Consider the following 19,818-nt stretch of genomic DNA (forward strand, 5'->3'; position numbering starts at 1 on the left):
GGTGCGCCGCGGGACGGCGGTCACCGTCGGCGCCGCGGTCGTGGTGGTGGTCGCGAGCGCCACGGTCGCGGTGACGACCGTCGTGCCCGAGGACGATCGCGCGGTCGCCGCGCCCGGCAAGGCCGCGTCCGCGAGCGCGACCCCGTCCTCCGGGGGCGGAGCCCCGAAGCGCACCGCGGACGGACGCCCCACGGCACCCGTCGTCCGGGGCGACCTCACGGAACGCCGCACGTTCGCGGGCACGCTCGGCCACGGGACGCCGAAGGACCTGCTCGGGTCCGGGAGCGGCACCCTGACCGGCCTGCCCGACTACGGACAGGTCGTGCACCGCGACGAGGCGCTGTACTGGCGCGACGAACGGCCGGTCCGGGCGATGCACGGCGCGGTCCCACTGTGGCGTCCGCTCGAACGGGGCCTGCGCGGCACCGACGTGGCGCAGCTCAACCGGAACCTCGCTGCCCTCGGGTACGACGTCGCGCAGGACGACCGCTTCGGCACTCGGACGGCCGCGGCGGTGCGTCAGTGGCAGCGGGACCGCGGGTTCGCGGTGACCGGACGGCTCACGGCGAACGACATCGCCTTCGTGGACGGGGACGTGCGCGTCGCCGAGCCGAAGGCCACGGTCGGTTCCCCGGCGAGTGGACCGCTCTACGGGTACACGAGCACCACCCGCACGGTGACGGTCCCGATCGACGAACTCGCGGCCGGCTCGTTCCCGGTCGGGTCCACCGTCTCGGTCGGCTTCTCCGGATCGACCGAGCACGTCGACGGCACGGTGCGCTCGGTGGGCGCGGACCCGTCGTCGGACGACGGCGGCCTGGTCGTCGAGATCGACCTCCGTGCCGCGGTCCCGTCGGGCGTGGCCGAGGCGGCTGGCGTGGACGTCCAGGTGGAGGGCGAGACGCGGAAGGGGGTGCTCTCGGTCCCGGTCGGGGCACTGCTGGCCGCGCGCGGCGACGGGTACGCCGTGGATCGTGTCCGGGCGTCGGGCGAGACCGAGCGGGTACCGGTCGAGGTCGGGTTCGCGGCCGACGGGCGCGTCGAGGTCAGCGGCGGGGTCCACGAGGGCGACCGGGTGGTGGTGCCGTCATGACCGCGGTCGCGACCGTGCCCCGGCGGACGACGGCGCCGGACGACCCGGAGGGCCGCGTCCTGGTCCTCGAGGGCGTCACGAAGCGGTACGGCGAGGTCGAGGCCCTGCGCGGGATCGACCTGCGGGTGTCGGCGGGCGAACTCGTCGCGGTCGTCGGGCCGAGTGGCTCCGGCAAGTCGACGATGCTCAACATCATCGGCACCCTCGACCTGCCGACCGAGGGCCGGGTCGTCATCGCCGGGCACGACGTCGGCACGATGTCCGACGACGCGGTGTCGCGGCTCCGCGCGGACCACATCGGGTTCGTGTTCCAGCACTTCCACCTGGCGCAGGGCGCCACCGCCGTCGAGAACGTCGCCGACGGCCTGCTCTACACGGGCACCGGCCGCCGCGAGCGCACCGAACGGGCGGCGGAGGCGCTCCGCAGGGTCGGGCTCGGGCACCGGCTCGACCACCGTCCGCACGAACTCTCCGGCGGCGAGAAGCAGCGCGTCGCGATCGCCCGGGCCATCGTGGGTGACCCCACCGTGCTCCTCGCCGACGAGCCGACGGGCGCGCTCGACACCGCGTCGGGCGCAGCGGTGCTCGACCTGCTCCGTGAACTCAACGCGGGGGGCACCACGGTGCTCGTGATCACCCACGACCTCGAGCTCGCGGCCTCGTTGCCCCGGCAGGTGCGCATGCGCGACGGCCGGATCGCCGACGAGACCCACGGCGGAGGCGACGGGCACGACGGACGCGGTGGGCGCATCGACGCCACGACGCTCGCCGACGCGATCCGGGCAGCGGGCACGGGGACGGAGGCGCGGGCATGACCGCGACCAGCCACGTCCACGCCGGCGACCTGGTACGGCTCGGACTGTTCGGGCTGCGGACGCGTCCCACCCGGGTCGTCCTCTCGGCGCTCGGCATCGCGATCGGCATCGCCGCGATGGTCGCGGTGGTCGGCATCTCGAGCTCGAGCAAGGCGAAGCTCGACGCCCTGCTCGACGCGCTCGGGACCAACGTGCTCGCGGCACAGCAGGCCACCGGCTTCGGCGAGCCGGAACCGCTCCCCGTCGACGGGGTGTCGACGGCCGTCCGACAGTCCGACGTCCTCGACGCCGCCGGTGTCGGACGCGTCGAGGACGGACGGGTCTACCGGAGCGCCCGGGTCCCCGCGCTCGAGTCGAAGGGCATCGGCCTCGTGGCCGCGTTCGGCGACGTCCCACGCGTGCTCGCCGGTCGGTTCGCCGCGGGGCACTGGCTCGTCGGCGCGGACGACGCATCCGCGCCGGAGCAGGCGGTCCTGGGCGCGGAAGCGGCGAAGCGCCTGGGGATCGACCGGGTCACGGACGACACCGCGATCTGGACGGACGGACATCGGCTGGCGGTCGTCGGGATCCTCGAGCCACTCGCCCTCGCGCCGCAGCTCGACACGCAGGTGTTCATCCCGCGCTCCACGGCCGCAGGGATGGGGTTCGACGGGCATCCGACGCAGATCCTCACGCGGGTGGACCCGGACGCGGTCGCCGAGGCCCGCGAACGGTTGCCCCGGTCGATCAGTCCCCTCCACCCGAAGGACGTCGCCGTGACCCGGCCCTCCGACGCGCTCGCCGCGAAGAACGCGTCGCAGGACTCGTTCACCGGCCTGCTCGTCGGTATCGGCGGTGTCGCGCTGCTCGTCGGCGGCATCGGCGTGGCGAACACCATGGTCATCACGGTGCTCGAGCGCCGAGCCGAGGTCGGGGTCCGCCGGTCGCTCGGGGCACGCCGACGGGACATCCGCGACCAGTTCCTCGTCGAGTCGCTGCTCCTGTCGCTCCTCGGCGGCGTGGCCGGCGTCACGATCGGGGTCGCCGTGACGGTCGGGTTCGCGCTCGCCCAGGGGTGGCCGGTCGCGATCCCGGCGTGGGCCGTCCTGGGCGGGGTCGGGGCGACCGTCCTCATCGGTGGCGTCTCGGGCATCTACCCAGCCGCGCGGGCGGCACGGATCCCGCCGACGTCGGCGCTCGCGGCCGCATGACCCGGGACGGGCGGGAGGCGCGGCACCGGACGGTCGCCGCGCCTCCCGTTCCCAGCTTCCTGCGTACCGGCCGGGAGGTCCGGGACCGACCCGAGCGGGCCTCCCGTCCGCCGACTACGGTCTGGGACAGCCGATCCGAGGGAGCGTCATGCGGGAGATCCGTGCACTGCAGAGTCTGACCAGCGCGATCGAGCACGCGAGCGTGCTCGACAAGCTCATCGACGTCGACGTGAAGGCCGTCAAGGCCCTCGTCCAGCCCGACGCCCTGAAGCAGCTGCTGCACGGCGTGCCGTTCGGGCACCCGCTGCACCCGCTCATGGTCCAGGTACCCCTCGGCGCGTGGCTGTCCTCGGCCCTGCTCGACCTGCTGCCGGGGACGCACCGGTCGTCCCGAACGCTCGTCGGCGTCGGCGTGGTGTCGGCCGGCGTCGCGACCACGGCCGGGCTCACCGACTGGTCGGAGCTCGATCGCGAGCAGCAGCGCACGGGGTACGTGCACGCCGTGGTGAACGGCACCGCGATGACGCTCTACGGGCTGTCGTGGTGGCAGCGGAAGCGCGGGAACCACCTGCGCGGCAAGGCCCTCGGCATGCTCGGACTCGTGGTCGTGTCCGGCGGCGGCTACCTCGGTGGGCACCTGTCCTACCGCCAGCGCGCGGGCGTGAGCGACCACGGCGAGGTGCCGTTCGAGCGTCCTCCCGTCGGCGCCTGAGACCGCTGCAGGGTGCCACCGGCGGGACTGGTCGCACACGGCCGGACGCGGTAGTGTCCGGGGGTCTCCGGCGTCAGGGGTGGCGCCGGGGTGGAGATGCCGGGGTGGCATCGGCGGGAGGCGGGCGTCCGACTGGGCGCCGCCTCCCGTTCCCACTCCGAGGGGGTGTCCGGCCACACGGCACCGCGCGCCCAGGCGCCGTCGGTACCGTGCGGGCATGACGATGACCGCCACCGCCCGCACCGACGGTCCGAGCGGGGTCGGCGGCCTCACGGGGTTCGTGCTCGAGGTGGTCGACCGCCTGGGCGAGTGGGGCGTCGGACTCCTGCTGTTCGCGGAGACCGTGTTCCCGCCGATCCCGAGCGAGGTCATCCTGCCCCTCGCCGGGTTCCTCGCCGGCGCGGGAGCGATGGACCTGGCGCTCGTCCTCGTCGCGGCGACCATCGGCTCGTGGCTCGGGGCGCTCGCCCTCTACGCGCTCGGGGCCCGGGTCGGACTCGAGCGCTCGATCGGGTGGGCCGCGCGGTTGCCGCTCGTCGACGAGGACGACCTGCGTCGCGCCGCGCACTGGTTCGACCGGCACGGAGCGGCGGCGGTGTTCCTCGGGCGGCTCGTGCCCGGCGTGCGGAGCCTCGTCTCGCTGCCGGCCGGTGCCGGGCGGATGCACCTCGTGACGTTCTCGGTGTGCACCGTGCTCGGCAGCGTCGTGTGGAACACGGCGCTCGTCCTCGCGGGTGCGGCGCTCGGCTCGCGGTGGGAGCTGCTCGAGGGCTGGTCCGCGTGGATCGACCGCGGTGTGTACGCCGCGCTCGTGGCCGTCGTCGCCGTGTTCGTCGTGCGGCGCGTCCGGCGTCGGGGGCGGGAGCGCCGCCAGCGGGGCTGAGCCCCTCGAGCCCGACTGCGCGGCTCGTCGTGCGCGCTCGTCGTGCGCGGGTCGTGTGCGCGCGGACGACAACTGCGCTCGCGCCAGCACGCGCAGTCGTCGTCGACGCGCGCAGGTGCCGCCGGGATCGCCGGTACGGCCGGGGAACTACCCTCAGGACCGGAGCGCCGACTCCTTGTGCGCGGCCTTCTTGCCGGACTTGGCCGACTCGACGATCCAGTACGGGTCGTCGTCGGTGGGCTTGAAGTCCTGCCCGTCGAACGTGAAGTCCTTCGTCTTCTTCTCGCGCGCGGTGCCGGTCGTCTCGCCCTGCGAGGTGTTCCAGTGCACCTCGTCGCCCTCGTGGATCGCCATGCGCTGGACCGTACCCGGCGACCTGCGAGGACGTGCAGCGCTCGCGGTACATCCACCGGTCACAAGTGGATAACACGGCATGCGCGCCGAAGGTGCACGCGTAGCGTGGACGGTGCGTCGCCCACCCAGCGGCGCCCTGCGCACCCCCGGCGCCCCGAGAGGATCGACGAACCCGAATGAGTCTGGTCTCCAGCACGGTGACGGCCGACACCGTCCTCGCCGGGCGATACCGGCTGACGGAGGTGATCGGCACCGGCGGCATGGGGACCGTGTACCGCGCCCGTGACGAGCACACCTACCGCGACGTCGCCATCAAGCTGTTCGCGACGCCCCAGTCGATGACGCACGCGGACCGGGTCCGCCAGGAGCGCGAGATCCGGCTGCTGAGCATGTTGAGCCACCCCGGACTCATCCCGCTGTACGACGCCGGGACCCACGAACTCGTCGACGGGCCCCACCGGTTCATCGTCATGGAGCTCATCTCCGACCCGACGCTCCTGCGCCGCCTCGCCGACGGACCCCTGCACAACTACGAGGTCGCCTCGCTCGGGGCGCAGCTCGCCGACGCCCTGGCGTACGTGCACGCCCGCGGCATCGTGCACCGGGACGTCAAGCCGGCGAACATCCTCATCAACGACGAGGGGTCCGCCGGGTTCGCCCGCACCGTCAAGCTCACCGACTTCGGCGTCGCCCACTTCGTCGACGGCTCCCGCCTGACCGGCGACGGCACGATCATCGGTACCGCTGCGTACCTCAGCCCCGAGCAGGTCGCGGGCGAGTCCATCACGTTCGCGACCGACGTGTACTCCCTCGGCCTGGTGCTCCTCGAGGCCCTCACCGGCAAGCAGGAGTACTCGGGCACGGTCATCGAGGCCGCCCTCGCCCGGTTGCAGCACGACCCCGAGATCCCCGAGACGGTCGGCAGCGAGTGGCGTGACCTCCTCGTGGCGATGACGTCGCGTGAACCCGAGGAGCGACCGAGCGCCGTCACCGTCGCCCGCGTCCTGCGTGGAGGCGCGTCCCGCGTCACGGGACCGGTCCCGCTCGGCCGGACCCGGTCCTCCCGTTCGTCGCACCGTGCCGAGCACCGGCTGCACCGCGCCGCACACCGGCACACCCGCCGGGGCACGTTCGACGCGGTGCGGCGGTGGCGCCGCCGGAACACGATCGTCGGCAGCCTGGCCGGCCTCGGCGTCGTCGCGGCCTGTTTCGGGTCGTACCTGCTCGGCGCCGCGGCGCACTAGACGACGCCGAGGGTGCACGGCGCGTCGTGCACCCTCGCGCTGTGAGTCGGCACGGGTCGAGCACCGAGGGACACGGGAAACGCCCGGGGCGACGCCGACGGACCCGCGGCCGTGACAGCGCAGGTGCGGTCGGGCAGGATCGGAGCATGACCACCGACGCCCTCTGGATCAAGATCTGCGGACTGTCGACCCCCGAGACGGTGGACGCCGCGATCGACGCCGGAGCCGATGCGCTCGGCTTCGTGTTCGCGGCGGGGAGCCCCCGCACGGTCACGGCCGACCAGGCGAAGGAACTCGTCGAGCGGGTGCCGGAGGGCATCGACGCGGTCGGGGTGTTCCGCGACCAGGAGATCGACGAGATCGTCGGGGTCGCCTCGGCGGTGGGGCTCACGACGCTCCAGCTCCACGGCGACGAGACCCCCTCGGACTTCGCGCGCGCTCGCGACGCCGGGTTCTTCACGATCCGAGCGGTGGCGGCCCAGGACTACCTCCGCGAGACGCCCGAGCAGCGCGCCGCGTACGACCACGACCTGCTCCTGCTCGACGCAGCGGAACCCGGGGCCGGCAAGCTCGTCGACCCGAGCACGATCACCGGACGCGTCGACGAGGCCTGGATCCTCGCGGGTGGACTCACGCCGGCGAACGTCCGCGCCGCCGTGCAGCTGTTGGACCCGGACGGCGTGGACGTGTCGAGCGGCGTCGAGTCCTCGCGCGGCGTCAAGGACCCGGCGCGCATCCGGGCGTTCGTCGAGGCCGTCCGCAGCATCGCCTGACCCGCCGCGCGGAGGCGAGGGGCGGGCCGGGGTGTCGCGGGCGCGCGCCGACGACAACTGCGCCGTCGTCTTCGGGCGCACTCGTCGTCCACGCGCGCACCTGCGGGGCCGGACAGGAGGGACGGGGCCGGGCCGGGCCTCCCGGCCGGCGCATCCGCGGGCCGGCGTCAGACGACGGGCGCGCGGAAGCGGGGGATGAGCTCGTCGAGGTAGTCGGCGGTGTCCGGCCAGCCCGTGACCGCGTGGCAGGGGACGCCGAGCGCCTTGACGGGGTAGTCGTTGCCCTCCGGGTCGAGGCGGTCGCCGACGAACAGCATGTCGTCGAGCGCGATGCCCGTGATCTGCGCGAGTTTCGTCATCCCGTACGCCTTGTCGATGCCCTTGCGGGTGATGTCGATCGACGTGGAGCCGCCCGAGCGGACCTCGAGGTCGGGGAGCTGCGCCTGCACGAGCCGCTTGAGGTGGTCCTTCTTGCTGCCGTCGGGGTCCCACGCCTTCTTCGCGTCGACCGGAGCGGCCTGTCCCAGCGCCGAGAACGTGATCTGCGAGCCGCGGTCCTCGATGATCGGCCCCCAGGTCTCGGTCTCCCACAGGCCGGCCTGCTTCGCCTGGTCCTCGACGGCGGCGATCGCTCGGGTGCGCTCGTCCTCGGTCAGGTCCTCGGCGTACTCCAGGTGCCAGTCGGCGTCGAGCCAGCGGTAGTAGCGGGTACCGCAGGTCGGCATGAGGTGCAGGTCGTCGAGGCGGAGGCCGTCACGGGCCCGGAGCGGGGCGACGAGCTGCTGGTCGAACTGGGCGAACTGGCCGCCGGAGATGACGGCGACGGGCACGGCGTCGAGCAGGCGGGCGAAGGTGTCGAGCATGCGGGGGTCGAGCGGGGACTTCGACGGGGCGAGGGTGTCGTCGAGGTCGAAGGCGACGAGACGGGGTACGGGCATGGCGACCATCCTGGCAGAGGCGCCGGGGCGGCAGGAGGGTCCGCGGGGACGAGGCCGGCCGCGCTGGCCAGGGGTCTCCTGAGGGTCGGTAGGGTGAGCGCGTGCTCATCGTCCTGGCGGGGCTGCCCGGTGTCGGCAAGTCGACGTTCGCGGCGGCGCTCGCGGCCCGGGTCGACGCGGTCGTGCTCGCCGTCGACCTCGTCGAGGACGCACTGCTCGCGGCCGGGCTGCCTGCCGGGTCCACCACGGGTGTCGCCGCCTACGGTGTGGTGGAACGCGTCGCGGAGGCGCAGCTCGCCGTGGGACGATCGGTCGTCGTCGACGCCGTGAACGACGACCCGCGCGCTCGCGAGCAGTGGATCGGGCTCGCCGAACGGTCGGGCGCCGAGACGCACTGGTTCGAGCTCCGGCTCGCGGACCCGGACCGGCACCGCGCCCGTCTGGAGGGCCGGGGTCAGCGCTTCACGCGCCTCCCGGAGCCGGGGTGGGACACCCTGGCGCCGCGTGCGGACGCCCTCGACGGATGGGCGGCGGAGCGCTGGGCGGCGGAGCGCACGGTGCTCGACGCGGCGGAGCCGGTCGAGGCCCTGGTGGCCGCGGCGCTCGGGGCGGTGCGGCCGCCGCGCCCCTGACGGGCCCGCCGGCCGCCCTTGCCGGGCGCTCCCCGCCCACCCCCTCGCCGAGATCGCAGAAGATGCCGCTTCGACAGGGGTCGAAGCGGCATCTTCTGCGATCTCGGCGGAACAAGGGCCCGGGGTCCCGGGTCCGGACCCGGGGTCAGTCGCGCGCGAGCACCAGCTCGTCGAGGGGCAGGCGCGTACGGGGCGCGAGCTCGCGGGCGGCGGCCTGCTCGTCGAGCTGCGACGGGTCGGCGACCGTCCCGATCGCGGTCACCGTGACGGGCACGAAGCGCTCGGGCAACGCGAACGCGGTGCGGAGACCGTCGACGTCGATGCCGCCGAGCTGGTGCACGTGCAGCCCCTCGGCGTGCGCCTGGACGGCGAGCGCGGCGATCGCCTGACCGAGGTCGTACTCGGCCCAGCGGCGGGGCTGACCGTCCTCGTCAGCGGTCTCGGCGATCGCGACGACGAGGGCGCTCGCGCGGTGGGCCCACGCCTGGTTGAAGCCCATGAGGTGCTCCATGATCACGTCGAACGTCGGGGTGCCGCGGCGGCCCACCACGAACCGGCGGGGCTGGGTGTTCGACGCGGACGGAGCCCAGCGCGCGGCCTCGAGCAGCGTGGTCACGGTGTCGTCGTCGATCGTCGCCGTCTCGTCGAACGAGCGGGGGCTCCAGCGCTCCTCGAGCAGCGGCACGAGCGGGCGGCTGGAGTCGGTGGAACGGGTCAGCGTGGTGGTGTCGGACGTTGCGGTCATGGTGCCTCCCAACGGTGTTCCATGCGAACGTATTCCCACGGGTGTCGTCGACTCCCACCGGCGCCCGATGTCGGATCAGACGGCCGTCCCTCCGCCGATGCGCTCGATGCCAGGATGGACCCGTGAGCGGAGTGCTGATCGGGTTCGCGATCATCGGCGCCGTGATCGCCACGGGGTACCTCGTCGGACGGCTCGGGGTCCTCGGCCCGCACGCGCAGTTCGTCATGAGCCGGCTCGTGTTCTTCGTGCTGACCCCGTGCCTGCTGTTCCACACGATCGCGACGGCGGACATCCACGTGCTGCTGTCCGAGATGCTCGTGGTGTCGCTCGTGACCGCGCTCGTCGTCGCGCTCGGGACCGCCGCCGTGTTCCGGTTCGTGCTGCGCCGCGACCTCGCCCAGACCACGGTCGGGGCGCTCGCCGCCGGGTACGTCAACTCGAACAACATCGGCCTGCCCGTCGCCGTCTACGTGCTCGGCCATCCGGCGTACGTGGTGCCGGTCATCCTGCTGCAGCTCGTCGTGCTCGCGCCGATCGCGCTGACGATCCTCGACACGGCGACGTCCTCGGGCGGGGGCCTGCGGCGGCGGATCCTCGGACCGGTGAGCAACCCGCTCATCATCGCGTCCCTCCTCGGCCTGGTCGTGTCGCTGACCGGCGTGCGGATCCCCGACCCGGTGATGGAGCCGTTCTCGCTCGTCGGCGCGGCCGCGGTACCCGTCGTCCTGCTGTCGTTCGGGATGAGCCTGCACGGCAACGCGCCCTTCCGTGACCCGGACACCCGGGTGGACGTGGTCGTGGCGAGCGCGCTCAAGCTGTTCGTGATGCCGGTGCTCGCCTACGTCATCGCGCGCTTCGTGTTCCACGTGTCGCACGAGCACCTGTTCGTCCTGACGGTGCTCGCCGGGTTGCCGACGGCGCAGAACGTCTTCAACTACGCGCAGCGGTACGACGCGGCCGTGCCCGTCGCGCGGGACGTCGTGCTCGTGTCGACGATCGGCGCGGTGCCCGTCCTCGTCGTCGTGGCGGCGCTGCTGCACTGACGCCACCGCCGGCCGGGAGGCGCGGGACCGGCCCGCCCCGGCCCTCCCGTCCGGCGGATGCCGCGTCAGAAGATCATCGGGCGGTCGTCGTCGAGGCTCGTGTCGAGGTCGAGGTCGACGCTCACCGGCACGTGGTCGCTCGGGGCGTCGCCCTTGCGCTCGTTGCGGTGGATGGCGGCTGCCGTGACGACCTCGGCGAATGCGGGGGACCCCATGACGAAGTCGATGCGCATGCCCTCGTTCCGCGGGAACCGCAGCTGCTTGTAGTCCCAGTAGGTGTACCCGGTGGGCACGAGCGGCCGGACGACGTCGGTCAGCCCGATGCCCTCGAACGCGCGGAACGCGGCCCGCTCCGGCTCGGACACGTGCGTGTGGCCCTCGAACAGCGCGCGGTCCCAGACGTCCTCGTCGAAGGGGGCGACGTTCCAGTCGCCCATGAGCGCGAGCGGCTGGTCCGGAGCGGCGGCGATCCACTCCTCGGTGCGGGCCGCCAGCCGCGCGAGCCAGTCGAGCTTGTACGTGTAGTGGGGGTCGCCGACCGCGCGGCCGTTCGGCACGTACAGGCTCCACAGCCGCACGCCGTCGACCGTGACACCCATCGCGCGGGCCTCCACGGGGACGTCGTCGCCCTCGTGCCCCTTGAGGAACCCGGGCTGCGTCGGGAAGTCGCGCGTCACGTCCTCCATCGGCAGTCGGCTGGCGAACGCGACGCCGTTCCACTGGTTCAGGCCGTGGGCCTCGACGGTGTAGCCCGCGGCCTCGAACAGGTCGACCGGGAACTGCTCGGGCTTGCACTTGATCTCCTGCATGCCGAGCACGTCGACGTCCTCACGCACGAGCCAGTCGACCACACGGGAGGCGCGGGATCGGATCGAGTTGACGTTCCACGAGGCGACACGCATGGTGACGAACCTACCGGCCGCCCCCGACGCCCGGCGGTCCCTGGGGGTCTCCCGACCGGGGCGGTCGGCCCCGCACCGCAGGGTGTTGGTTGGACGGCAGACCCGGCGCCCGCGGCGCACGGTCGCAGGACCTCCATCACGACATCGACGACGGGAGCGGACATGGCAACCACCACGAACGGCGCGGGCGGAGCGGCGACCCCCGGCCGCGCGGGCACGACCGGCGCGAGCACCACGCGGGTGACGACAGCGCGCACGACGGCCGGCGGGTCCTCGCGCGTCGACGGTTCGAGCGCGGTCGTCGCGGACCCCACCACGACCACCGAGGTCACGACGCACGGCCGGACCGTCATCGACGACGCGGTCGTCGCGAAGGTGGCCGGGATCGCGGCGCGCGAGGTCCCCGGCGTCTTCGCCCTCGGCGGCAACACCGCCCGCGCGTTCGGGGCCATCCGCGACGCCATCGGCTCGAGCGACCTCGGGCAGGGCGTCCGCGTCGAGGTCGGCGAGACCCAGGTCGCGGTGGACCTCACCATCGTGGTCGAGTACCCGATGCCGATGATGGAGGTCGCACAGGACGTCCGCTCGGCCGTCACCGCCGCCCTGACCACGCTCGTCGGCCTCGAGGTCACCGAGGTCAACGTCGCGATCAACGACGTCAACATCCCCGCGTTGAACGGCGAACCGACCGAGGCGCGGGTCCAGTGAACGCCACGGTGGTCGGCATGGGCGCCGGCGCGGTCCTCGCGATCGTGGCCGTGACGCTCGGGTTCTGGGCGTTCGTCGTCGTCGCGGTGTTCATGGCCGTCGGCGCCCTGGTCGGACGGCTCGTCAGCGGCGACATCGACGTCCGCCGGCTCGCCGACGTCCTGCGTGGACGCCGGAGTTCGTCGTGACGAGTGAGCCGAACGGGCCGGCGGGGTCGGTCGGGTCGGCCGGGAGGCCCGTCCCCGGCTGGGACCGCATCGCCGCGCCCGCCCTCGTCCACACCGCGCAGGCCGCCGCCGCCGAGGCCCTGCACGTGCCCGTCCGTGAGGTCCGCGCGCGCGTCGCCGACGACGGCCGCGGTGCCCTGGCGATCGAGGTCCGCGGACCGCTCGCGCTGCCACAGCTCGGCTCGCACGGGGTGCCCGACGAGCCGGTCCTCGCCCGCACGCACCGCGCCCGCGGCGTCATCGCCGAACGGGTGCACACCGTGACCGGGCGCCACGTGTCCCGTGTGTCCGTGGTGTTCACGTCGTCGATCGTCGAGGTCCCGGGGCGGGTCCGATGAGCATGGAGACCGGCGACCGCGCCGGCTCGCCCGACGGTCCCGACGGTCCCGACGGTCCCCGCGCCTCCCACGGCCGCGGATCGCCGCACGGTCTCGCCGCCCCGCCCGGCTTCGGCGACCCCCGTGACCGGTCCGCCGACGACCCCGCCGAGCACGACCGCGTGCACCGTCGGCTCCTGCGGCGCGAGACGCACGTCTCCCGGTCCGTCGCCGTCTCCGTCACCATGGTCTGCGTCGTCCTCGTGGCCGCCGCCGTGGCGCTCGCCGCGGTCCTCGTGCTGCTCCACGAACGCCTCGCGGGGTTCGAACCGCGCACCGTCGTCGACGCAGCCGTCGCCGCTCCGGCCGGGACGGTCCTCCCGGTCCTGGACGTGGTGGGCGGGCTCGTGGCGTTCCTCGGGCTCGTCCTCGTGCTGCTCGGTGTGCTGCCGAAGCGGCGCGCGCGGCACACGATGCCGTCACAGCGGCTCGCCGTCGTCGTCGACGACGAGGTGCTGGCCTCCGCCACCGCGCGCGCCGCCCGCAGCGTCACGCGCCTCGGCCCGGAGGGCGCGGTGGGCACCGTCGGGCGCCGAACCGCCGAGGTCGTGCTGCGGCCCGCCGCCGGCGTCGACGTCCCCGTCGTCGCCGTGACCGAGGCCGTGCGCGCCGAGGTCGACACGATCGACCCCACACCCGCGATCAGCGTGCGGGTGCGTGTGCAACCGGCCGGGAGGGTCGACGGATGACCGCGAGCAACCGCACCCTCGGCCGCGTGCTGCTCGTCCTCGTCGGCCTGGTGCTCCTGGCCGGTGGGCTCGCCGTGGTCGCGCTCGGCACCGTGCCGGGTGCCGCACGGACGTGGCACCGCATCGCGCCGGGCGCCCTCGCCGGGTTCGGCTCCGGTGCCGACCGTCCGGCGTCGGTCACGGCGTGGTCCATCGCGCTCGGTGTGGCCCTGCTCGTCGGGGTCCTCGCGCTCGTGGTGCTCGCCACCCGCGGTGGCGGTCGGGTCGCCACGGTGGTCGAGGACGAGGGCACCGCCGCCCCCGTCGACGGCCTCGTGACCATCGACTCCACCGCGGTGCAGCACGCGCTGTCCTCGGCCATCGGTGCGCTGCCCGAGGTCCACTCGCTCGCCGTGGACGTCTACCGCGTCCGGGGCGCCCGTGCCGTTCGGATCCGGGTCCGGCCCCGGCAGGGTTCGGCGCCGCGAGATCTCACGACGCGGATCGAGGACGTCGTCGGTGACCTCGACGCCGTGCTCGGGATGCGGCTGCCGGTCCTGCTGCACATCGCACGCGGGGGTGCGGCCGGGCAGCCGGTTCGGGTGCACTGAGGCGGGGGGTCGCCGGCCGGGGTGCGTCGGCCGGAGGTGCGCCGCCGGGGGTGCGTCGGCCGGGGGTCCTGTCGCACCGGGTCCTTCCGGTCGAACCGCGGCATGTGGGTGTTCGAACGGAAGGACGCGGTTCAACGTGCGCCGGGCGCCGCTCAGTCGCGCGGCAGCGCCCCGTCGCCGAGGTTCCACAGCGCCCGGTACCAGCGGGTGCGCTCGGGGTCGGGCGCGATGCCGTACGCGTCGAGGAACAGGGACTCCCACCCGTCGCCGAAGTTCCATCCGAGGGCCATGGTCGCCACGGCGATGTCCGCCCACCGATCCGCGATGCCGAGGGCGTCGAGGTCGACGTGGCCGACCCACTGCCCGTCCTCGCCCACGATCGTGTTCGGGGTGCACGGGTCCCCGTGGCACACCACGATCCGGTCCGGCTGCGGACGGGGACCGAGCGCCGCCACCGTGTCGTCGTCGGCACCGGAGTGGGCGATGCGCTGCGTGACCGACCACTCGAACGGGCAGTCGGCCACCGGGAGGGCGTCGTGCAGGGCGCGGAGTCCATGGCCGGCGGCGATCACCGCGGGCCGGGGATCGGCCTGGAACCGAGGGTCGACCGCACTCCGACCCGGGAGCGCGACCGTCCGGAGCCAGCGGCCGTCCGGGTCCTCGCCGTGGTCGACCACGCGCGGCACCGGCGTGTACGACCCCGCCCACGAGAGCCGCGCGATCTCACCGAGCAGGTCGAGTCGCACACCGTGGGGTGCCCACTTGACGTACTCGGCCGCGGGTCCCTCGCCGAGCCGGAACGTGCGGCCGTCGAGGTCGTTGCGCCACACCGCGGTGATCGCCCGTCCGGCGGCCAGGGCCGAGACGCACTCGGGGACGTCGACGTGGCCCTGGGGGAGTCCGGCGATCGGCAGCACGGACCGATCCTCGTCGCTCTGGGCGGGCGACGCCAGCGGACGGGTCGAGGTCTACCCGCCGAACCCGCGCTCCTCGATGAACTCCTGCGCGGTCGAGACGACGTCGTGACGTAACGTCGCGGCGCCGGACGTGCCGGCGTAGTCGTAGATGTCGTAGCCGGGGCAGTGCACGATCGCCGAGGGATCGCCGAGGGCGTCCTGCACCGGCGTGGTCCAGACGTCCTGCGACCCGATGACGACGTAGGTCGGACGGGCGTCGCGGTAGGCGGCGAGGTCCACGAGCCACGGGTAGGTCGTGAAGTCGTCGCGGACCTGGAGCAGTCGCACGCCCTCGTCCCCGTACGCGGCGAGCGGTCGGACCGTCCAGAACTGTCCGACGCCGACGACCCCGCGACCGCCGACCCACCGGTCCAGGCACGAGGCGGGCGCGTAGGAGGCGGTGACCACGGCCTCCACGGTCGACGGCGCGACCGCCCCGCCCACCGCGAGCAGCGCGACGGTGGCGGCCACGGCGATCAGACGGAGTCCGCGACCAGCGGTGTGGAGGCGCGTTCGCCGGATCGCCGTCCGGGCCAGCTCCGCGACCGCGACGAGCCCGATGAGCGGCGCGGTGACGATCGGCTCGAGGTAGCGCGGCGTGGACGAGCCCGCGAGCACGACGCCGACGGAGACGGCGACGACGGTCACCATGCCGAGCGCCGACGCCACGAGCACCGTCCGGGAGCTCCGGACGCGCCAGGCCCACACCGTGCCGCCGAGGGAGGCGAGGAACAGCACGAGCAGCAGCACGAGCTCGACCTCGCCGAGGCCCGCGCCGGCGCGCTCGTCGGTCAGCGCCGCGAAGTACGAGAGCGTCGTGCCCGCACCACCCGGGTGGATGTACGTCGACGGGTCGAGCGACACGAACGGCGCGAGCGGGATCCGGAGCAGGTACCCCAGCGCGGACCCACCGGCCAGCGCGACGCCGAGCCCCGACACCACACGCCAGGGCAGACGCCGGGCCAGGGCGAGCAACCCCACCGTCACGATCACGGGCGCCGCGGACCACGGCACGTACAGCGGGTCCGACGCCGTGCTGGACGCCGCCACGAGCGTCGTGACGGCCAACGCGGCCCACGACGTGCGCGGTACCGGCAGGGAGGCCGTGCGCACCACCCGCAACGCCAGCGCGGCCGTGCCGAGCATCGCGAGCACCGCGCCGTAGTAGTACGTCGTCGTCAGGAGGAGCGACGCGAGTTCGAGACTCGACGCCGTCCCGGAGGACTCCGTGAGGACGAGCAACGTCACGACGCCGAGGGCGCCGACCGCGACGGCGACGCGGACCGCACGGGGCGCCTCGGGCATCACCTGCGCGGCGACCGCCCGCACGAGGACGTACACCGCCACGACCACGAGCAGGCCGTTCAGCGCGAGTGCCTGTTGCGGCGTGGACGTCAGCGCGGCGCACGCCAGGTACACCGGGATCTCGGGGAAGAAGAACAGCGTGGGCGACATCGCCCATTCGAACGACTGCCCCAGCCGGAGCGAGCGTTCGACCAGGGGGAGGAGCACCGAGTCGCCGTCGTACCAGAGCAGCCGGACGCGGTCGGTGGCGAGCACGTGCCGGAGTGCGGCGAGCGCGAGGGCGAGGGCCATCGCGGCACCGAGGGCCTCGGCCCCGAGCACACGCAGGAGCGCGCGGGGTCGGGTCGCCTGGGCCATGTCCGGAGCGTACCGGGAGGCGCTGACCCGCCAGGAGCGCTGTCCACAGGCCTCGTCGGTGGGCTGGGATCCCCGAGGGGGAGCGGATACTGTGGTGGATCGTGACCGACGCGCGTAGCCAGCTGATCGCCCACATCCGGGACGAGGCCGTGTTCCACGGCGACTTCACGTTGACCAGCGGCAAGAAGGCGACGTACTACATCGACCTGCGCAAGGTCAGCCTCGACCACCGGGTCGCGCCGCTCATCGGCCAGGTGATGACGGACCTCGTCGCCGAGGTCCCCGACGTCGTCGCGGTCGGCGGACTGACCATGGGCGCCGACCCGATCGCCACCGCGGTGCTGCACCAGGCCGCGGCCCGGGGCCAGGCCTACGACGCGTTCGTCGTCCGCAAGGAGCCGAAGGACCACGGCCGCGGCCGGCAGGTCGAGGGCCCCGACGTGCGGGGCAAGCGCGTCGTCGTGCTCGAGGACACCTCGACCACGGGTGGCTCCCCGCTCAAGGCCGCCGAGGCGCTCGAGCGCGAAGGCGCCATCATCGCCGCCGTCGCCGTCGTGGTCGACCGTGACACCGGCGCGAAGGAAGCCATCGAGCGTGCCGGGTACCCCTACTACGCGGCGATCGGACTGGCCGACCTCGGGCTGGCCCCGTGAGCGGACGTCCCACCGACGGCGAGCCCGAGGAACCGCGTCCGGACGATGCTGTCCGGTCGGATGACGACGCTCGCACTGCCGCGCGCTCCGTCCCGCCGAGCGGTCTCCGCAGCGCGTCGTCGATCTTCGGCGAGGCGAAGCTCCCCGACAACTGGCCGACCCGCCGCGAGCGCCGAGCCGCCGAGCGTGCCGCCGAGTCGGGCGAGGTGACGCCATTGCCGCCGACCGCGCAGGTCCCGCCGGAGCTGCCGCCCGTGGACCCGCCTGCTGCGCCGGAGCCGCCTGCTGCCCCAGAGCCGCCTGCTGTGCCGGAGCCGCCTGCTGCCCCAGAGCCGCCTGCTGTGCCGGAGCCGCCTGCTGCCCCAGAGCCGCCTGCTCCACCTGCGACCCCTGCCCGGGCGGTGTCCCACCCGAGCTCCCTGCAGCTGCCCACGGCACGGTCCACTCGGGATCAGCGCGCCGAGGAGATCCGCGCGATCGACGAGGAGCGCCGTCGGGTCGACCCGCACGGCACCGGCCGTGAGGACGTCGACTGGCTCGGCCGAGCGACGGGGGTGGCCCCGAGCCTCCCGTCGGAGCGCGACGACGTGATCCCGCCCGCGGCCGCACCGACGGAGCCGCCCGTCGCGGGCGTCCGGTCCCGGTTGCCCCGCGGCGAGGAGCGGCCGAGCTTCACCGACCTGCTGCGCCTGCCGGGCGACGAGGCAGCGGGCGCCGGACCGTCCGACCACGACTCGCGCTTCGACTGGGCCGCGCTCGGTGGTGCCGACGACGAGGGCACGAACGCCGACCGCGACGCCGATGCCGGTGATGCCGACGGCGCTGACCGTGCTGGTGATGTCGACGCCGAGGCGAGCCGTGCCGCGGTCGTCGACGGACCTGCAGCTGCCCCTGCTGCCTCCGCTGCTCCCGTTCCTGCCGCTGCCGTCCCTGCCCCCGCAGCGGACTCCCGGCCGACGCGTTGGTCCCTGTCGGACGACGATGCGGGATCGGACGCCGCCGAGGCGGGCTCCGCGCTGACCGCGCAGTCCGCGCACTCCGAGGTCACGGCGGCCATCCCGGCGCAGCACGACGCCCCCGAGGGCGTCCCTGCGGGATCCAACACCGCGGAGCCCGTCGTCGACACGGCAGACGCCGCCGAACGCGACACGGACGACTCCGGCGTCGACACCCCCACCGCTGCGCTGCCCTGGTGGGCGCAGCCCGAGACCGGCCCCGCAGTCGTGCCCGAGAGCCCCTCGCGCGCCGCCGATCCGCTCCCACCCACGGCCGCGCCGCCCCTGGTGTCGCCCGTGGATCCGGCCCACCCCGAGCAGGTCTACCCGGCCCACCTGCCTCCGGCCGTCGGCCAGGACCTCGACGCGTTGCTCGGCACCGACCGCTCGGCGCACGTGCCGGACGACCGCCGTCCCCGTCCCGAGCAACAGCCGGAGACGATCGCCTGGACGCCCGAGCCCGGCCCCGCGGACGTCCCCGAGACCGGCCCCGCGGACGTCGTCGACCAGACCGAGTGGGACGGCCGCGAGACCAGTGACACCCGGGCGATCAACGCGCTGTTCGGCACGGGCGCACTCCGCGCCGTCGACGGGGTCGAGGACGACCCTGCCCTCGGCGACGACCACGCCGACTCCGCCGCCGGTCGCGTCGGGGACACGGGCACGCGGATGATGCCCGTCGTCGGTGCTCCCGGTGCTCCTCCGACCGGCGCTCTTGGTGCCGCTCCGGCCGGCGCCGGTCGTTCCTCCGGCTCGGCGCTCCCGGGTCAGAGGGCTCGTGGTGCCGTGCCGGTCGGGCGGGGGGACGGCCGCGGCGACAACCTCCTCAACGAGGGCTTCGGGCGCCTCGCCGCGCAGGGTCGTCGGGGCAAGCAGCTGCTCGTGTACGGCGCGATCGCGATCATCATCGTGTTGCTCGTGCTCGTGTTCCTCGTCGTGCGGTGGATCCTCGGCGGCGACCCGCAGAACCAGCCGGCGCCGGCTCCGTCCTCCACGTCGTCGTCGAAGCCGTCACGGTCACCGGCAGCGGCGTCGACCCCGTCGACGTCCTCGACGCCCGCGCCGGCTCCTTCGGCCGCGGCGGTGTTCGCCACCACGGCGGCGTCGGTGGGGCAGCACTCGTGGCGCGACCTCGCGGGCGGCGAGTGCCTGTCGCCGTACGAGAACGCGTGGGCACAGACCTTCACGGTCGTCGACTGCTCGGCCGCCCACGCTGCGCAGATGACGTTCCGCGGCACGCTCACCCAGTCCAGCTACCCCGGGCCCGACGCATTACGCGGCCAGATGACCGAACTGTGCAGCGCGACCGGTGCGATCGACCTCGGCGCCGCGGCCGCCTACACGGACCTACAGGTCCAGGGCGCCTACCCGGCGGACCAGAGCGAGTGGAACGCGGGCGACCGCTACTACTACTGCTTCGCCTCGCGGTCGTCGGGACAGCCACTGACGAGTTCGCTCGCGCCCTCGGCCTGACCGCGGTCGCCGACGCGCTGCCCCCGCGCGCCGGACGGGAGGCGCGGTACCCGCTCGCACCGACCCTCCGGACGTCCGACACGACGGACGGGAGGCGCGGCACCCGCTCGCACCGACCCTCCGGACGTCCGACACGACGGACGGGAGGCGCGGCACCCGCTGGT

Annotated in this window: 22 protein-coding genes; 16 read left to right on the plus strand and 6 right to left on the minus strand. The window is 74.1% G+C overall.

Annotation, left to right across the window (positions count from 1 at the left end; genetic code table 11):
• The first annotated feature begins 1 nt into the window (after window position 1).
• The 5 genes from DEI82_RS00465 to DEI82_RS00485 all read left to right on the plus strand — a co-directional run bounded on the left by DEI82_RS00465 (window position 2) and on the right by DEI82_RS00485 (window position 4,693).
• Window positions 2-1,093: a peptidoglycan-binding protein gene (locus DEI82_RS00465; protein ID WP_111035442.1), complete on the plus strand. Its 1,092-nt coding sequence runs from the start codon at window positions 2-4 to the stop codon at window positions 1,091-1,093.
• Window positions 1,090-1,908, plus strand: a complete 819-nt coding sequence (locus DEI82_RS00470; RefSeq protein ID WP_111035443.1) for an ABC transporter ATP-binding protein — start codon at window positions 1,090-1,092, stop codon at window positions 1,906-1,908. The genes DEI82_RS00465 and DEI82_RS00470 overlap by 4 nt, the downstream gene beginning before the upstream one ends.
• Window positions 1,905-3,098, plus strand: a complete 1,194-nt coding sequence (locus DEI82_RS00475) for an ABC transporter permease (RefSeq protein ID WP_111035444.1) — start codon at window positions 1,905-1,907, stop codon at window positions 3,096-3,098. Before DEI82_RS00470 ends, DEI82_RS00475 begins: the two co-directional genes overlap by 4 nt.
• Window positions 3,099-3,246: 148 nt before the next feature.
• Complete coding sequence (locus DEI82_RS00480; RefSeq protein WP_111035445.1) at window positions 3,247-3,810, plus strand: DUF2231 domain-containing protein; 564 nt, start codon at window positions 3,247-3,249, stop codon at window positions 3,808-3,810.
• 217 nt (window positions 3,811-4,027) lie between these two features.
• Window positions 4,028-4,693 (plus strand): DedA family protein, encoded by a 666-nt coding sequence (locus DEI82_RS00485; protein WP_111012258.1) that lies wholly within the window; start codon window positions 4,028-4,030, stop codon window positions 4,691-4,693.
• Between the two features lie 153 nt (window positions 4,694-4,846).
• Here DEI82_RS00485 and DEI82_RS00490 read toward each other — a convergent pair whose 3' ends face one another.
• On the minus strand, window positions 4,847-5,047 hold the full coding sequence (locus tag DEI82_RS00490) for a DUF2945 domain-containing protein (protein ID WP_111009884.1): 201 nt from the start codon (window positions 5,045-5,047) through the stop codon (window positions 4,847-4,849).
• Between the two features lie 176 nt (window positions 5,048-5,223).
• Between DEI82_RS00490 and DEI82_RS00495 the strand changes: the two genes are divergently transcribed.
• The gene (locus DEI82_RS00495; RefSeq protein ID WP_111035446.1) at window positions 5,224-6,291 is read left to right on the plus strand and encodes a serine/threonine-protein kinase; all 1,068 of its coding nucleotides are present in this window, start codon (window positions 5,224-5,226) and stop codon (window positions 6,289-6,291) included.
• A 146-nt stretch (window positions 6,292-6,437) separates the two neighbouring features.
• On the plus strand, window positions 6,438-7,064 hold the full coding sequence (locus DEI82_RS00500) for a phosphoribosylanthranilate isomerase (protein WP_111035447.1): 627 nt from the start codon (window positions 6,438-6,440) through the stop codon (window positions 7,062-7,064).
• 167 nt (window positions 7,065-7,231) lie between these two features.
• On the opposite strand, the gene DEI82_RS00505 is transcribed toward DEI82_RS00500, so the two are convergent.
• Window positions 7,232-8,002 carry an HAD-IIB family hydrolase gene (locus tag DEI82_RS00505; protein WP_111012419.1) on the minus strand — a complete coding sequence of 257 codons (771 nt, stop codon included), beginning with the start codon at window positions 8,000-8,002 and terminating at the stop codon, window positions 7,232-7,234.
• Between the two features lie 101 nt (window positions 8,003-8,103).
• Here DEI82_RS00505 and DEI82_RS16060 point away from each other — a divergent pair, with 101 nt between their 5' ends.
• Complete coding sequence (locus tag DEI82_RS16060) at window positions 8,104-8,634, plus strand: AAA family ATPase (RefSeq protein WP_111035448.1); 531 nt, start codon at window positions 8,104-8,106, stop codon at window positions 8,632-8,634.
• Between the two features lie 145 nt (window positions 8,635-8,779).
• On the opposite strand, the gene DEI82_RS00515 is transcribed toward DEI82_RS16060, so the two are convergent.
• On the minus strand, window positions 8,780-9,379 hold the full coding sequence (locus DEI82_RS00515) for a nitroreductase family protein (protein WP_111009653.1): 600 nt from the start codon (window positions 9,377-9,379) through the stop codon (window positions 8,780-8,782).
• A 122-nt stretch (window positions 9,380-9,501) separates the two neighbouring features.
• Here DEI82_RS00515 and DEI82_RS00520 point away from each other — a divergent pair, with 122 nt between their 5' ends.
• A complete protein-coding gene (locus tag DEI82_RS00520) occupies window positions 9,502-10,422 on the plus strand; it encodes an AEC family transporter (protein ID WP_111012261.1) in 921 nt (306 codons plus the stop codon).
• A gap of 65 nt (window positions 10,423-10,487) precedes the next feature.
• Here DEI82_RS00520 and DEI82_RS00525 read toward each other — a convergent pair whose 3' ends face one another.
• On the minus strand, window positions 10,488-11,324 hold the full coding sequence (locus DEI82_RS00525; protein WP_111027541.1) for an exodeoxyribonuclease III: 837 nt from the start codon (window positions 11,322-11,324) through the stop codon (window positions 10,488-10,490).
• Between the two features lie 162 nt (window positions 11,325-11,486).
• Here DEI82_RS00525 and DEI82_RS00530 point away from each other — a divergent pair, with 162 nt between their 5' ends.
• From DEI82_RS00530 to DEI82_RS00550, 5 genes are read left to right on the plus strand one after another with little or no spacing between them, the layout of a single operon-like run.
• On the plus strand, window positions 11,487-12,032 hold the full coding sequence (locus DEI82_RS00530; RefSeq protein WP_111012263.1) for an Asp23/Gls24 family envelope stress response protein: 546 nt from the start codon (window positions 11,487-11,489) through the stop codon (window positions 12,030-12,032).
• The gene (locus DEI82_RS00535; protein WP_111009649.1) at window positions 12,029-12,220 is read left to right on the plus strand and encodes a DUF2273 domain-containing protein; all 192 of its coding nucleotides are present in this window, start codon (window positions 12,029-12,031) and stop codon (window positions 12,218-12,220) included. The genes DEI82_RS00530 and DEI82_RS00535 overlap by 4 nt, the downstream gene beginning before the upstream one ends.
• Window positions 12,217-12,597 (plus strand): hypothetical protein, encoded by a 381-nt coding sequence (locus DEI82_RS00540; RefSeq protein WP_111035449.1) that lies wholly within the window; start codon window positions 12,217-12,219, stop codon window positions 12,595-12,597. Before DEI82_RS00535 ends, DEI82_RS00540 begins: the two co-directional genes overlap by 4 nt.
• Window positions 12,594-13,325, plus strand: a complete 732-nt coding sequence (locus DEI82_RS00545) for a hypothetical protein (RefSeq protein ID WP_146242782.1) — start codon at window positions 12,594-12,596, stop codon at window positions 13,323-13,325. Before DEI82_RS00540 ends, DEI82_RS00545 begins: the two co-directional genes overlap by 4 nt.
• On the plus strand, window positions 13,322-13,915 hold the full coding sequence (locus DEI82_RS00550) for a hypothetical protein (protein WP_111035451.1): 594 nt from the start codon (window positions 13,322-13,324) through the stop codon (window positions 13,913-13,915). The genes DEI82_RS00545 and DEI82_RS00550 overlap by 4 nt, the downstream gene beginning before the upstream one ends.
• Window positions 13,916-14,067: 152 nt before the next feature.
• On the opposite strand, the gene DEI82_RS00555 is transcribed toward DEI82_RS00550, so the two are convergent.
• Window positions 14,068-14,832, minus strand: a complete 765-nt coding sequence (locus DEI82_RS00555) for an aminoglycoside 3'-phosphotransferase (protein ID WP_258371887.1) — start codon at window positions 14,830-14,832, stop codon at window positions 14,068-14,070.
• A gap of 51 nt (window positions 14,833-14,883) precedes the next feature.
• Window positions 14,884-16,533, minus strand: coding sequence for a hypothetical protein (locus DEI82_RS00560; RefSeq protein WP_111035452.1), 1,650 nt, complete (start codon window positions 16,531-16,533; stop codon window positions 14,884-14,886).
• Between the two features lie 101 nt (window positions 16,534-16,634).
• Between DEI82_RS00560 and pyrE the strand changes: the two genes are divergently transcribed.
• Both pyrE and DEI82_RS00570 read left to right on the plus strand, forming a co-directional pair.
• On the plus strand, window positions 16,635-17,186 hold the full coding sequence (gene pyrE / locus DEI82_RS00565) for an orotate phosphoribosyltransferase (RefSeq protein WP_111011661.1): 552 nt from the start codon (window positions 16,635-16,637) through the stop codon (window positions 17,184-17,186).
• A gap of 401 nt (window positions 17,187-17,587) precedes the next feature.
• On the plus strand, window positions 17,588-19,654 hold the full coding sequence (locus DEI82_RS00570) for a septum formation family protein (protein ID WP_146242784.1): 2,067 nt from the start codon (window positions 17,588-17,590) through the stop codon (window positions 19,652-19,654).
• Window positions 19,655-19,818: the final 164 nt, after the last annotated feature.

Source organism: Curtobacterium sp. MCBD17_019, from assembly GCF_003234555.1.
Classification (GTDB): domain Bacteria; phylum Actinomycetota; class Actinomycetes; order Actinomycetales; family Microbacteriaceae; genus Curtobacterium.

Coding starts and splice junctions, on each gene's coding strand:
- DEI82_RS00470 (WP_111035443.1), top strand. CDS start 1,090: ATGACCGCGGTCGCGACCGTGCCCCGGCGGACGACGGCGCCGGACGAC.
- DEI82_RS00475 (WP_111035444.1), top strand. CDS start 1,905: ATGACCGCGACCAGCCACGTCCACGCCGGCGACCTGGTACGGCTCGGA.
- DEI82_RS00480 (WP_111035445.1), top strand. CDS start 3,247: ATGCGGGAGATCCGTGCACTGCAGAGTCTGACCAGCGCGATCGAGCAC.
- DEI82_RS00485 (WP_111012258.1), top strand. CDS start 4,028: ATGACGATGACCGCCACCGCCCGCACCGACGGTCCGAGCGGGGTCGGC.
- DEI82_RS00490 (WP_111009884.1), bottom strand. CDS start 5,047: ATGGCGATCCACGAGGGCGACGAGGTGCACTGGAACACCTCGCAGGGC.
- DEI82_RS00495 (WP_111035446.1), top strand. CDS start 5,224: ATGAGTCTGGTCTCCAGCACGGTGACGGCCGACACCGTCCTCGCCGGG.
- DEI82_RS00500 (WP_111035447.1), top strand. CDS start 6,438: ATGACCACCGACGCCCTCTGGATCAAGATCTGCGGACTGTCGACCCCC.
- DEI82_RS00505 (WP_111012419.1), bottom strand. CDS start 8,002: ATGCCCGTACCCCGTCTCGTCGCCTTCGACCTCGACGACACCCTCGCC.
- DEI82_RS00515 (WP_111009653.1), bottom strand. CDS start 9,379: ATGACCGCAACGTCCGACACCACCACGCTGACCCGTTCCACCGACTCC.
- DEI82_RS00525 (WP_111027541.1), bottom strand. CDS start 11,324: ATGCGTGTCGCCTCGTGGAACGTCAACTCGATCCGATCCCGCGCCTCC.
- DEI82_RS00530 (WP_111012263.1), top strand. CDS start 11,487: ATGGCAACCACCACGAACGGCGCGGGCGGAGCGGCGACCCCCGGCCGC.
- DEI82_RS00545 (WP_146242782.1), top strand. CDS start 12,594: ATGAGCATGGAGACCGGCGACCGCGCCGGCTCGCCCGACGGTCCCGAC.
- DEI82_RS00550 (WP_111035451.1), top strand. CDS start 13,322: ATGACCGCGAGCAACCGCACCCTCGGCCGCGTGCTGCTCGTCCTCGTC.
- DEI82_RS00560 (WP_111035452.1), bottom strand. CDS start 16,533: ATGGCCCAGGCGACCCGACCCCGCGCGCTCCTGCGTGTGCTCGGGGCC.